General features: G+C 57.3%; 12 protein-coding genes. 4 read left to right on the top strand and 8 right to left on the bottom strand.

Annotated elements, in window-relative coordinates; all coding sequences use genetic code 11:
• The first annotated feature begins 44 nt into the window (after nt 1-44).
• Nucleotides 45-1,016, top strand: a complete 972-nt coding sequence (locus ACA061_RS05055; protein ID WP_497300743.1) for a tetratricopeptide repeat protein — start codon at nt 45-47, stop codon at nt 1,014-1,016.
• A gap of 100 nt (nt 1,017-1,116) precedes the next feature.
• On the opposite strand, the gene ACA061_RS05050 is transcribed toward ACA061_RS05055, so the two are convergent.
• Together ACA061_RS05050 and ACA061_RS05045 are read right to left on the bottom strand one after the other, a co-directional pair.
• Nucleotides 1,117-1,839 (bottom strand): tellurite resistance TerB family protein, encoded by a 723-nt coding sequence (locus tag ACA061_RS05050; protein ID WP_150603779.1) that lies wholly within the window; start codon nt 1,837-1,839, stop codon nt 1,117-1,119.
• Nucleotides 1,840-2,042: 203 nt separating this feature from the next.
• Nucleotides 2,043-2,228: a hypothetical protein gene (locus tag ACA061_RS05045; protein WP_102357616.1), complete on the bottom strand. Its 186-nt coding sequence runs from the start codon at nt 2,226-2,228 to the stop codon at nt 2,043-2,045.
• A 404-nt stretch (nt 2,229-2,632) separates the two neighbouring features.
• Between ACA061_RS05045 and ACA061_RS05040 the strand changes: the two genes are divergently transcribed.
• Nucleotides 2,633-4,264 (top strand): glucan biosynthesis protein D, encoded by a 1,632-nt coding sequence (locus tag ACA061_RS05040; protein ID WP_150603778.1) that lies wholly within the window; start codon nt 2,633-2,635, stop codon nt 4,262-4,264.
• A gap of 342 nt (nt 4,265-4,606) precedes the next feature.
• Here ACA061_RS05040 and ACA061_RS05035 read toward each other — a convergent pair whose 3' ends face one another.
• From ACA061_RS05035 to ACA061_RS05025, 3 genes are all read right to left on the bottom strand, one after another.
• Nucleotides 4,607-5,713, bottom strand: coding sequence for an NADH:flavin oxidoreductase/NADH oxidase (locus tag ACA061_RS05035; RefSeq protein ID WP_150617241.1), 1,107 nt, complete (start codon nt 5,711-5,713; stop codon nt 4,607-4,609).
• A gap of 252 nt (nt 5,714-5,965) precedes the next feature.
• Nucleotides 5,966-7,675 (bottom strand): single-stranded-DNA-specific exonuclease RecJ, encoded by a 1,710-nt coding sequence (recJ, locus tag ACA061_RS05030; RefSeq protein WP_210554589.1) that lies wholly within the window; start codon nt 7,673-7,675, stop codon nt 5,966-5,968.
• A 51-nt stretch (nt 7,676-7,726) separates the two neighbouring features.
• On the bottom strand, nt 7,727-8,269 hold the full coding sequence (locus ACA061_RS05025) for a YaeQ family protein (protein ID WP_042557838.1): 543 nt from the start codon (nt 8,267-8,269) through the stop codon (nt 7,727-7,729).
• A gap of 146 nt (nt 8,270-8,415) precedes the next feature.
• On the opposite strand from ACA061_RS05025, the gene ACA061_RS05020 reads away from it, so the two are divergent.
• Complete coding sequence (locus ACA061_RS05020; protein WP_210554588.1) at nt 8,416-9,615, top strand: CaiB/BaiF CoA transferase family protein; 1,200 nt, start codon at nt 8,416-8,418, stop codon at nt 9,613-9,615.
• The gene (locus tag ACA061_RS05015; protein WP_497300741.1) at nt 9,596-10,522 is read left to right on the top strand and encodes a TIGR02285 family protein; all 927 of its coding nucleotides are present in this window, start codon (nt 9,596-9,598) and stop codon (nt 10,520-10,522) included. Before ACA061_RS05020 ends, ACA061_RS05015 begins: the two co-directional genes overlap by 20 nt.
• Nucleotides 10,523-10,698: 176 nt before the next feature.
• On the opposite strand, the gene ACA061_RS05010 is transcribed toward ACA061_RS05015, so the two are convergent.
• From ACA061_RS05010 to ACA061_RS05000, 3 genes are all read right to left on the bottom strand, one after another.
• On the bottom strand, nt 10,699-10,980 hold the full coding sequence (locus ACA061_RS05010) for a DUF3509 domain-containing protein (RefSeq protein ID WP_150617237.1): 282 nt from the start codon (nt 10,978-10,980) through the stop codon (nt 10,699-10,701).
• 164 nt (nt 10,981-11,144) lie between these two features.
• Complete coding sequence (locus ACA061_RS05005; RefSeq protein WP_150617236.1) at nt 11,145-11,552, bottom strand: response regulator; 408 nt, start codon at nt 11,550-11,552, stop codon at nt 11,145-11,147.
• A 117-nt stretch (nt 11,553-11,669) separates the two neighbouring features.
• Nucleotides 11,670-13,043, bottom strand: a complete 1,374-nt coding sequence (locus ACA061_RS05000) for a transporter substrate-binding domain-containing protein (protein WP_497300739.1) — start codon at nt 13,041-13,043, stop codon at nt 11,670-11,672.
• Nucleotides 13,044-13,064: the final 21 nt, after the last annotated feature.

The raw sequence follows: 13,064 nt of genomic DNA, 5'->3' as shown, positions 1-13,064 counted from the left end.
ACACCATAACAACGATCTCAAAGCCATTAACAACGGATCTAACATTGATCAATCGAGCAATTTTAAGTTTCCTTATATTCCTTTTCTTATCCAACGCTTCCGCTGGACAATTGACAGAGTCCGAGGCAAAGACCAGAGACAAGGGAATTGTTTTTTATCAACAAGGAGCATGGACTTCCTCGCAACCGTTTTTGCGAGCTGCGGCCGAGGCTGGCGATAAAAAGTCTCAATATTTCCTGGGCGAGGCGATACGACTGAGTAATCGATACATGACGGAGGAAGCCAGAAACTGGTACGTAGCTGCGGCAGATCAGGGCGACCTATACGCCATGTTACGTCTAAGTAGTAAAAAGGATCTGTGCAACTTATTAGATGATTGCGCAGGGAAAGGTAATATTGACTGGAGAGAGCAAACTTTAAGAATTGCTCGTGAGCGTGCCGAAAAAGGTGACACTGAGGCAATGGTTGTGCTGTTTACAGCAAATCAAGGATTGGAATGGCTGGAAAGGGCCGCTGAATCGGGTGATACGTATGCTCAAAAACTACTCGCTAGTGCTTACAAAAGTGGAGAGGGCTGGTTCTTGATCCCCGGCAGTCGCGAGAAAGCAGTTAAAAAATGGTTTAAGGCTTCAGCAGAAGGAGGTTACCCCCCGGGTATGTACCTGTATGCAAACTATTTATATGAACACAATGGCAGTAAAGAAGAGATCGGAACCTGGCTCAAAAAAACAGCCGAATCCGGACATATAAACGCACTAGGGGGGTATGCACTAAACATCGCCCATCTTCCTGACACTTATGGATTTCCTTTAGATTTGGTTAAGGCTTACGGATTCACCTACTTAATAGCAAACCTCAAAGGCGGAGCAATCGCACCGGAAGATGCAAGATTGAATCTCGTGGAAATTGCAAAAAAAATGCAACCTGAAGAAATAAAACAGGGAATCGCACTTTCTAAAGAATGGGAAAACAATCACCCTCCTCTTTCTTACTATGCCCCCATTTACGGCTACTAAGCAGTTTCGCTGAAGGGTAGATTTGCAAAGCGCGTAATTTCATCGCCACAAAAATGCAAAAAAATCGCAGCCCAACGCTGCGATTTTTTTTTCGTACCGTTTACACAGCAGCCAACCGCACCTGCTTCTCCAACTCCACCTTCAACCCCGGCTCCAGCTTCAACTGCCGCGCCAGTTCATCCAGGTAGCTCTTCTCCATAAAGCTCTCCTCGTCCACCAGCATCACACTGGCGATGTACATCTCAGCCGCCATTTCCGGGGTGCTAGCGGCGCGGGCGACGTCTGCTGGGTCGAGGGGTTTGTTGAGTTCGGCGTGTAGCCAGTGTTGCAGTTCCTGATCGTTGTCGAGTTTGGTGAATTCGCCTTCGATCAGTTGGCGTTCGCGGTCGTCGATATGGCCGTCAGCTTTGGCGGCGGCGACCAGAGCCTTGAGGATCGCCTGGCTGTGTTGTTCGACTTGCGCCGGTGGCAAGCGGTCGAGGGTTTGTGGTTCTGTCTGCGGAGCTTTGCCTTGCTGGGCGTTCCAGTTGCCGTAAGCCTTGTAGGCCAACACGCCCAGCGCGGCGAGGCCGCCGTAGACAGCCACTTTGCCGCCGACATTTCGCGCCTTTTTACTGCCGAGCAGCAGGCCCATGGCGCCCGCCGCCAATGCACCACCACCCGCGCCTGAGAGCAGACCGCCGAGGCCTCCGCCGCCGGAAGACCCGCCAAGCAAGCCGCCCAAGCCACCGGCAGCCGATTTGTTCTGCGATCCGCCGGCCTTGTTCTGTAACAGATCCTGGCCGGATTTGAGAAGTTGATCGAGCAAGCCACGGGTGTTCATGTTTCGCCTCCAAACTGGGGTTATCAGGATCTATAAGGCCCTCAGCCTAGTTCGAAAGTGCCCTGGACAGACTTACAAGTGTGCTTCCAGATGTTGCTCGCCCTCCCTATCAAGCCCAGCCCCGTGACTACGCGCTTAGCTCGCATTTCCTGCAGGCAAAAAAAGGGCGGACTGTTCAGTCCGCCCTTTTTTCATTTCACAACTCAAAACCGCGAAACACTCCTCATCGCGTCCACCAGATAGCGCATCGCTATCCGATCACTCTCCGAAAGCTCTCGATAACGCTCCACCAGTTTCAGCTCATCGGAGCTTAGCCGGCGTCTTCTGCGGCCGCTGCCCAGACACGGAAAGATGCCCAACATGTCGGTGATGCCTTGTATTTTTGCCATGGACGATGTCCTTCTCTAATACGTCAAAGAACTGCTAAACCACCACATCGCCCTGCCCCTGTCAGCAGCGTCGAGTGCCCCACCGGTCTGAAGGTTCGCAGCCGGTCATGCCTATAGAATAGAAATTAAATCGGTGCTGAAAAGGGTTATTTAGAGTAATTAGTCGATAAAAGCAGATATGTCGTATAAATCAGAAAGCACTGTCGGAAAAAATACAGACATGTCTTGTTTCATTGCCAGATGGCGCCTTGTAATCAATCATTTCTGCTCGACAATCGAACGGTTTAAGCTATCCGGCATCTGTTTATAGTCCGTTGCGTTTGGTCGAAGGCTTGTCCGAACCGTTATTTATGATCCAGCACGTGCCAGGAAAGGCGCGGGATTGCACACGACAGGTTGTATTTATGCACCGCAGGAATTTGCTCAAAGCGTCCATGGCCATTGCGGCTTACACCGGTCTTTCGGCCACCGGCCTGCTGGCCAGTCGTGCCTGGGCGGCCCCCAGTGGTGGCGCCGCCGATGGCGAGGCGCAGGCCTTCGATTTCGAAGCGCTGAAGCGTCAAGCCAAGCAACTCGCTGGCAACGCCTATCAGGACACCAAACAGGTACTACCGCCGACCCTGGCGACCATGACCCCGCAAAACTTCAACGCGATCCGCTACGACGGCGAGCATTCGTTGTGGAAGGAGAACAAGGGTCAACTGGACGTGCAGTTCTTCCACGTCGGCATGGGTTTCCGTCAGCCGGTGCGCATGTACAGCGTCGATGCCAAGACACGCACCGCCCGCGAGGTGCATTTCCGTCCGGCGCTGTTCAACTATGAAAACACCTCGGTCGACACCCAGCAGCTCAAGGGCGACCTGGGTTTTGCCGGTTTCAAGTTGTTCAAGGCTCCGGAACTTGATCGGCATGACGTTCTATCGTTTCTCGGCGCCAGCTATTTCCGTGCAGTCGATGCCACTGGCCAATATGGCCTTTCGGCGCGCGGACTGGCGATCGACACTTACGCGAAGAAACGCGAAGAATTCCCTGACTTCACCAAGTTCTGGTTCGAGACACCGGACAAGAACGCCACGCGTTTTGTGGTGTACGCCTTGCTCGATTCGCCGAGTGCCACAGGCGCTTACCGTTTCGACATCGATTGCCAGGCCGAGCGCGTGGTAATGGAAGTCGACGCACACATCAATGCGCGTACTGCCATCGAACAGTTGGGCATCTCGCCGATGACCAGTATGTTCAGTTGCGGCACCCACGAACGCCGTATGTGCGACACCATTCACCCGCAAATCCACGATTCGGATCGCCTGGCGATGTGGCGTGGCAACGGCGAGTGGATCTGCCGCCCGCTGAACAACCCGGCAACCCTGCAATTCAACGCGTTTGCCGATACGGATCCGAAGGGCTTTGGCCTGGTGCAGACCGACCATGAGTTCGCCAACTATCAGGACACCGTCGACTGGTACAGCAAGCGCCCGAGCCTGTGGGTAGAACCTACAACCGCGTGGGGCGAAGGCTCTATCGATCTGCTGGAAATTCCTACAACCGGCGAGACCCTCGATAACATTGTGGCGTTCTGGACACCGAAAAAACCGGTGGCTGCCGGGGATTCGCTGAATTACGGCTACAAGCTGTACTGGAGCGCCCTGCCGCCGGTGAGTACGCCGTTGGCGCGAGTGCACGCCACGCGCTCCGGTATGGGCGGTTTCGTCGAAGGCTGGGCACCCGGCGAGCATTATCCGCCAGTCTGGGCGCGTCGTTTCGCCGTGGACTTCAACGGAGGCGGTCTCGACCGCCTGCCGCAGGGCACCGGGATTGAGCCGGTGATCACCTGCTCGAACGGCAAGGTTCAGGACTTCAGCGTGCTGGTGCTGGATGACATCAAGGGCTATCGGATCCTGTTCGACTGGTATCCAACCAATGACAGCGTCGAGCCGGTTGAGCTGCGGTTGTTCATCCGTACCAATGACCGCACGTTGAGTGAGACCTGGTTGTACCAGTACTTCCCACCGGCGCCGGACAAGCGTAAGTACCCTTGATGGTTCCATAGCGTCTGAACGGACCTCATCGCTGGCAAGCCAGCCCCACATGGATTCTATGTTCACATTGGCAACTAGTGACTGTACGGGGTCCATGTAGGAGCTGCCGGAGGCTGCGATTTTCTGATCTTGCTGTAGGTTTTCTGAGTCAAAATCAAAAGATCGCAGCGTGCCGCAGCTCCTACGCGGATCGAAGTTGAAATGTGAAGTGTGTTTCACCACAAAACCTGTGGGAGCTGGCTTGCCAGCGATGGCGGCTCCCGAGGCGCTACAGAATCCGGAAGACAAAAAACAAAGCCCCGACCATCACTGGCCGGGGCTTTTTGTTTTCTGGCAGTTCACTCAGTCACGCAGATCAGACTCGTGAATCGGCTGATCACGATGGGTCGCGCGCTGATATTGCGCCGGCCATACGGCTTTGCGCCCCCCCAGGTCATCATCGGCGTGCAGCGGCCAGTACGGATCACGCAGCAGTTCGCGGGCGAGGAAGATGATGTCGGCCTGACAGGTGCGCAGAATATGCTCGGCCTGGGCGGGCTCGGTAATCATTCCCACAGTGCCGGTGGCGATGCCTGACTCCTTGCGCACGCGTTCGGCGAAACGGGTTTGATAGCCCGGACCAACGGGAATCTCAGCGTTGGCTGCGGTGCCGCCCGACGAAACATCGATCAGGTCCACACCGAGGGTGTGCAGGCGACGCGCCAGCTCCACGGTTTCGTCAGGGTTCCAGCCATCCTCAACCCAGTCGGTAGCCGACACGCGGACAAACACTGGCAACTCTTCCGGCCAGACAGCGCGAACGGCTTCGGTGACTTGCAGCACCAGGCGAATGCGGTTTTCGAATGAGCCGCCGTACTGATCCCGCCGTTGATTACTCAGCGGCGACAGAAACTGATGCAGCAGATAACCGTGGGCCGCATGCACTTCGACCACACTGAAACCCGCAGTCAGCGCGCGCTTGGCGGCATCCACGAAGGCTTGAATGACGTCGGCGATTTGCCCTTCATCCAGTTGTTTGGGTTGGGTATGTTGCGGGTCGAAGGCAATGGGTGAAGGGCCAACCGGTGTCCAGCCGCCATCATCGGGTTTGACGCTGCCATGTTTGCCAATCCAGGGGCGGTGAGTGCTGGCCTTGCGCCCGGCGTGGGCCAGTTGAATGCCGGCGACCGCGCCCTGAGCGGTAATGAATCGGGTGATGCGTTGCAGCGCTTCGATCTGGTCGTCGTTCCACAGGCCAAGGTCTTCGGCGGTGATCCGCCCGTCGGCCGTGACCGCTGTGGCTTCGGTGAATATCAGCCCGGCGCCGCCCACTGCGCGGCTGCCGAGGTGCACCAGATGCCAGTCGTTGGCCAAGCCGTCGACGCTGGAGTATTGGCACATGGGCGATACGGCGATGCGGTTGGGCAGGGTCAGTTGGCGAAGGGTAAAAGGTTCAAGCAGCAGACTCATGGGGCACCTCTCAAATCAGTGGGCAGGCTCCAGGGTTCTGTTTGAAAAGTCGACGAGTGACAGGAAAAGGTGCAGCACCCGCCCCCGCGGGCAAAAAATTCGACAAGACGTCACAAGGCCAATCAAGCAGTGCTTAGAGCCTAGTCGACAACGGGGGATCGGGGGAAATTCAAGAAAAGATCGCAGCCTTCGGCAGCTCCTACAGGGCGCATTGCCATGTAGGAGCTGCCGAAGGCTGCGATCTTTTGACCTTCAGCGCGGTTCGATGTGGGCAATCATCAGTTGCACTGTCTCGTTGCCGCGGAACTCGTTGACGTCGAGTTTGTAGGCCAGCTCTACCCATTGAATCGTCGGATTGGGCCAGATATCACGATCGATACCGAACGCAATGCCGTCGAGTTTCACCGAGCCGCATTCGCTTTTCAGCACCACTTTCAGGTGACGCTCGCCGACCACGCGCTGCTCGACCAACTGGAACACACCGTGGAACAGCGGCTCAGGGAAGTGTTGCCCCCAAGGCCCGGCATGGCGCAGGGCGCGGGCCAGTTCGAGGTGGAATTCTTCAACGGCCAGCGTGCCATCGGACAGCAAACGTCCGGTCAGGTCCTCTTCGCGAAGTTGCCTGCGCACCTCGGCGTCGAATGCTTCGGCGAATAACGGAAAATTCTCTTGCGGTAAGGTCAGGCCAGCTGCCATCGCGTGGCCACCGTACTTGGCGATCAGGTTTGGGTGTTGCGCCGCGACCACGCTCAACGCATCGCGAATATGGAAACCCTGCACCGAACGCCCAGAACCCTTGAGCAAGCCGTCGCCAGCGTCGGCGAAGGCAATGGTCGGACGGAAATAACGCTCTTTCATCCGCGAGGCAAGAATACCGATAACACCCTGGTGCCATTCAGGATCAAACAGACACAGGCCAAACGGCATCGACTCGACGGGCAGATCCTTGAGTTGGGCCAGCGCTTCACGCTGCATGCCCTGCTCGATGGATTTGCGATCCTGATTCATGCCATCCAGTTGCGCGGCCATTTCCCGGGCCAGGTTGGTGTCGGCGGTGAGCAGGCATTCGATGCCCAGGCTCATGTCATCCAGACGCCCGGCGGCGTTCAGGCGAGGGCCGACGATGAATCCCAGATCGGTTGAAGTGATGCGCGCTGCATCACGCTTGGCCACTTCAAGAATCGCTTTGATCCCCGGCCGCGCGCGCCCGGCCCGAATCCGCTCCAGCCCCTGATGCACCAGAATCCGGTTGTTGGCGTCCAGCGGCACCACGTCCGCGACGCTGCCCAGCGCCACCAGATCGAGCAGTTCACCGATGTTCGGCTGTGGGCTGTTCTCGTACCAGCCGAGGCTGCGCAGGCGCGCCCGCAAGGCCATCAACACGTAGAAAATCACCCCGACCCCGGCCAGCGCCTTGCTTGGGAACTCGCAGCCCGGCTGGTTTGGATTGACCAGCGCATCGGCCAACGGCAGTTCATCGCCGGGCAAGTGGTGGTCGGTGATCAATACTTTGAGCCCGGCCTTCTTGGCGGCGGCCACACCTTCGACGCTGGAGATGCCGTTGTCGACAGTGATCAACAATTGCGGCTCACGGGTCAGTGCGACTTCGACGATTTCCGGGGTCAGGCCGTAGCCGTATTCAAAGCGGTTCGGCACCAGATAGTCGACATGCGCCGCGCCCAGCAAGCGCAAGCCGAGCATGCCGACCGTGCTGGCCGTCGCGCCATCGGCATCGAAGTCACCGACGATGAGGATGCGCTGACGTTGTTCCAGCGCCGTCACCAGCAGGTCTACCGCGGCCTCGATGCCCTTGAGTTTCTCAAACGGGATCAAGTGCTTGAGGCTCTTGTCCAGCTCCACCTCGGACTGCACACCCCGCGCCGCGTACAAGCGCGTCAGCAGCGGCGGCAGATCACCGAGAAATGGCAGAGTGGCAGGCAGTTGGCGAGGTTCGATGCGCATGGGGTAACGGATACTTCTCTTCAATACGTAGGATTAGTCAGCGAAGGCAGATCAGCCGCGCTCGCCTTGCAGCCATTGCAACTGGACTTCGTGTTGACCACGGTCGTCGGTGACGAAAATCGTCCCTTCGCTGATCATCACGTCCCACTTGATGACGCGGGGCATGTCCTTGGCCAGGGTTTCCAGGACTTCTTGCGGGACGGCGGCGATGTTGACGTTTTTCAGGTTCTTGATCGCCGGAATCACCTTGGTCTCCCACACGCGCAGGCTGCCATAGGCGAGCAGGCTGGTGCGTTCGGTACGGCGCGAGCACCAGGTCAGACGGTCGGAATCCGGCTGGCCGACTTCGATCCAGTGCAGGACACGGTCGTCCAGACTTTTTTCCCACAGCGCAGGTTCATCCACGTCTGACAGACCACGGCCAAACGACAACTGCTCGTTGTACCAGAGGGCGTAGGCCAGCAACCGCACGGTCATGCGCTCTTCGGTCTCCGAAGGGTGACGGGCGATGGTCTGCTTGACGCTCTCGTAGACACTGCGGTCGAGGTCGGTGAGGTTCAGTTCAAACTTGTAAGTGGTGGAAGGCTGGGCCATGAACGGGCTTCTTGATACGAGGAAAGTCGGCAAGTCTAACCGATGCGGTAGGCAATCATCGAATTGATGGCGATCAACTTTGGGCGCCTGACGGCCGGCTATGTTAAAACGCTGTATACGCTCAGCCTTGTCCTACAGGATTCTGTATGCCGTTCGCCAATAAACCGCTCAGCGGTGTGAAAGTCATTGAATTGGGTACGTTGATTGCCGGGCCGTTTGCCTCGCGCATTTGCGGCGAATTCGGCGCCGAAGTGATCAAGATCGAATCGCCGGACGGCGGTGATCCGCTGCGCAAATGGCGCAAGTTGTACGAAGGCACGTCCTTGTGGTGGTTTGTTCAGGCGCGCAACAAGAAGTCGCTGACACTGAACCTCAAACATCCTGACGGTTTGGCCATCCTGAAAAAATTGATCGCTGAAGCCGACATCCTGATCGAGAACTTCCGACCCGGCGTCCTGGAGAAACTCGGTCTGAGCTGGGAAACCCTGCACGCCTTGAACCCGAAACTGGTGATGGTGCGACTCTCCGGTTTTGGTCAAACCGGGCCGATGAAGGATCAACCAGGTTTCGGAGCCGTGGGCGAATCCATGGGTGGCTTGCGCTACATCACCGGTTTCGAGGATCGACCGCCGGTGCGTACCGGGATCTCCATCGGCGATTCGATTGCGGCGCTGTGGGGCGTGATCGGCGCGCTGATGGCGCTGCGTCATCGCGAGGTCAACGGCGGTTTGGGCCAAGTGGTCGATGTCGCACTGTATGAAGCGATCTTCGCCATGATGGAAAGCATGGTGCCGGAGTTCGATGTGTTCGGTTTCATCCGCGAGCGCACCGGCAACATCATGCCCGGCATCACGCCCTCCTCTATCCACACCAGCGCCGACGGCAAGCATGTGCAGATCGGCGCCAATGGCGATGCGATTTTCAAGCGTTTCATGCTGACCATCGGCCGTGAAGATCTGGCCAACGACCCAATGCTGACCAGCAACGACGGGCGCGACAGTCGACGTGACGAGTTGTATGGCGTGATCGATCGCTGGGTCAATTCGCTGCCACTGCAAACCGTGCTGGATCTGCTCAATCAGGCCGAGGTACCGGTCAGCCGGATCTTCAGCGCCGAGGACATGTTCACCGATCCGCAATACCTGGCCCGGGAAATGTTCCTGCACGCCAAATTGCCGGATGGCAAACCCTTCAAGATGCCCGGCATTGTGCCGAAACTCTCAGAGACACCGGGTTCCTCCGAATGGGTCGGACCGCAGCTCGGTGAACACAACGCGCAGGTACTCCACGATCTTGGCTACGACGAAAAGCAGATCGCCCGGCTGCGTGAAGACGGAGCCATTTGAGCTGAAAAGCCTGCAGAAATCGAACGCCAACCGCGCCCACCACTGGTGGACGTGGCGGCTGTTCGGCCTGTTGTTTCTGCTGGCCCTGCCAGCCTGGGCACAGGCGAAACCGACGTTGGTCTGGTTACTGCGCGATCTGCCGCCCCTGACCATTTTTGAAGGTCCGAAAAAGGGTCAGGGAGTCATCGACCACCTTATGCCGATGCTGATCGCCGGCATGCCGCAATACGAACACACGCTGATGCGGGTCAACCGCGCCCGAGGCATGCAGATGCTTCAAGAAGCATCCTTCACTTGTGATCCGTCGCTGATGTGGAGCAAGGAGCGCGCGCAATGGATCGCTTTTTCCATCCCCGCGTTCCGCGCTGTCAGCAATGGGCTGGTGGTGCGTCAGAAAGATCACGACGTATTGGCGCCTTTTCTGGTGGACGGTGAAGTTGATCTGGCGGCGCTCCTGGCCAATGGCGAAGACAAGGTCGGCGTCGTGGCGGAGCGCAGTTACGGTGAGCTGGTCGATAATTTGCTGCGCCAGGCACCGAAGGATGCACTGACCGCCCATTACGGCAACGACGCCCTTAACAGTCTGCTGCTGATGCAGCGCCTCGGTCGTTTGCAGGTGGTGCTGGGCTACTGGCCGGAGATCCGTTATCAGGCTCATCTGGCGCAAATTGCCGAAGACGAATTGCGCTTCTATCCGATTCGGGACAACGGAAAATATCTTTCGGGTTACATCGGCTGCTCCGACACACCTGAGGGGCGCCAGGCGATCACCGAGATCAACCAGTTGCTTCGCACTCTGCCTCACGATCCATTGAACCAGCGCTACGCCGACTGGCTCGATCCTGAGATGCGCACCGATTACGTCGAACAGGCCCGAAGGTTTTTCGAACACCAATCGGCGCAGTGAATAAATCGCGGACAAAAGAAACCCCGAGAAGTGGGGAGACGACTCGGGGTTAAACGTGGCCTACATAAAGGCCAGTAGCAGCAAGCGACAAGCACCGGAGCACAATGCTTGATCTTGCTGTTACGGGGTCTGACTGACAGGGATGCAGGAAGGTTCCCACAAAAAATAATTCATCTTTAGAGCACAGGACGTTTGTCCAGAGCGGCATTGCGCAAGGCCGCGATCACACAGGGTTCCAGGCGCCCTTCGGCAATCAGGATGTCACGGTGCAAGCCGTCGACAACATCGGTCAACTGACGCTTGTCGGTCAGTTGCGCCTGATTGAATTCGCGCTCCACCACAATTGCGCCGCTGCTGTTCTTCAAGCTCACCAGGCATTCGCCATGAGCACCGTTTGGAGACAACGAAACCTGATACGGGCTCAGAGCCTCACCGAGCAATAGACTGATACTTTCCATCTCGATCTCCACTCAATAGTCCGAAAACATTGTGTCTGGGGCATGTCTACATTAAATGACAATCGGCCCGAGAAGAAAGTTCTGTATTCCGGTCGCAAGCATTGGAGTGTCACCGGTCTGTCAGAGCATGCACGGCGAAGGTGACAGAAAAATAACCGTACGCATCAGACCTCGACAGGTTGCATAGAGGCGATCAGGTAGCTGTCCAGCAGCCCTCTCATCAATACCGCCGATACCGGCGTTTGCAGACGTCCCAACAGTCGCAATCGATGTTTGCTCAACAACGGCTCAAGATCGCTCAGCAGACTCGGTGCGACCGTACCCAATAGAATCAGCGCACGCGCCTCACGCTGCACCGCCAGATGCTGGATCAAGGCCAGGCCATGGCCGCCCTTGAGCTGTGGATCGCAAATGGCGATATCGACTGCACCGCGATGCCCCAGCGAACACAAGGCCGCTGCCAGCGACGGCGCGGTGAGTACGTTGTAGATGCCGATGGCATTGAGCATTTGATGCAATGCCATCATCTGAAACGGATCGGGTTCAAGAATCAGGACTTTAAGCGAGCGCATGGGCGACCTCTGGAGCGACAATCGCGGACTCTCACCGCATTTATCGTCCACTCTAGGGCAGCCGTCTGAAGCCTCCCATCGGAAAAGTAGCCGCGTCTTATAGGACATTTCCGATCTTCAATGCTGACATCGACACCCACTTTCCATCCGACGCTGAGTGATGTCCGTCCAGCCGCCCAGCAAACCACGCAAATTTCCGTCGGCACTGTAGAACGGCACCGTCCACTGATAGATCTCGCGGCGACCGTTCTTGAGCTGCAAATGCCGTTTGATGAAGCATGACTTGCGTGTGCGCAACTGCACCATGAACTCGCCGTGCAGCATCAACGCCGTCGCTTCGGGCAAGGCATCAATTTCGATCAACAGCCGCCCCTGAATCTGATCCAGCCGAACCGAAAGCGCCTCCTCGTAACTGCGGTTGCACATAATCAAGCGCCCTTGCAGATCACGGACGAATACGGGATCGGGCATGGAATCGATCAGCGCATGCTGAAAGGCCAATTGATCGCCAAGGTCTTTCTCGGCCGCCCGCCGCTGCTTGATCACCACCGTCAGCCGTCGATTCCACACCAGCGAGAGCAGTCCAAACACGCCAAGGACTACCGTTGCCCAACAGCCCCACTCAATTATCCGTTGCCAGAGCGAAGGCACCGGAGCCAGGGAAATACCCTCTAGCCACTTCAGTTGAATGGCGCGCAGTTCGGCCGCGGGAAACGCCTCCAGCGCCTTGTTGAGAATACTCAAGAGTTCGGGCATGCCCTTGCGTATTGCCAGGTGATCAGCCTCCCACTTGCCCTCCACCAGAGCGCCGACCTTGAGCAGACCCAATGGATAAAGCTGCGCACCGATTTCGTTTTCGATGGTTGCGTCGGCCTCACCGCTCTCGACCAATGCTCGCGCTTCGGCGTAAGTCTTGACCGAGCGAATCTGGATCGACGGGTAATCGCGGCGGATCATGTCCTCCAGTGCGTGCCTGGCCGGTAGCACCAGCACCCGTTTGGCCAGTTGCTCCAGAGACTCCACCGATGGTGCTCCAGCGCGGCCGACAAACACCCATCCTGCGCCGCCAAATGCGTGACTGAAATCCAGAAACACTTTGCGCTCATCGCTCATGGCCAGGGTGGTACTCATGTCAGCCTGCCCACTCTCGAGGCGCTCGAGCATTTGCTCGGTAGAAAACGACTCGTGATGCTCAAATCGCAGACCGGTCATCGCAGTGACGCGCTTGAGCACATCAATGTTCAAACCGCTCCAGTGCCCATGTTCATCCTGAAACAGATACAACGGGTACTGCACCGATGCCACCGTCACCTTGGGGTTGTCGCGAATCCATTGGCGCTCGCGTGCATCCAGCTCGACAGGCTGGACGCCAGACACCTCGGCGTTTTCTTGCAGTGCCAATTGCGCCGCCACACTGCAGTGCATCAGTCCCAGCACCCCGAAAAAGACCAGGCAAACCAGTGCCGGTTTCAAACCTCTATAAAACAGCATTGCCACATCCTTCGTGATCGA

The sequence above is a fragment of the Pseudomonas sp. LBUM1668 genome, from assembly GCF_059695715.1.
The sequence above is the reverse complement of the archived record's forward strand: the minus strand, read 5'-3'. Positions and strand labels throughout refer to the sequence as shown.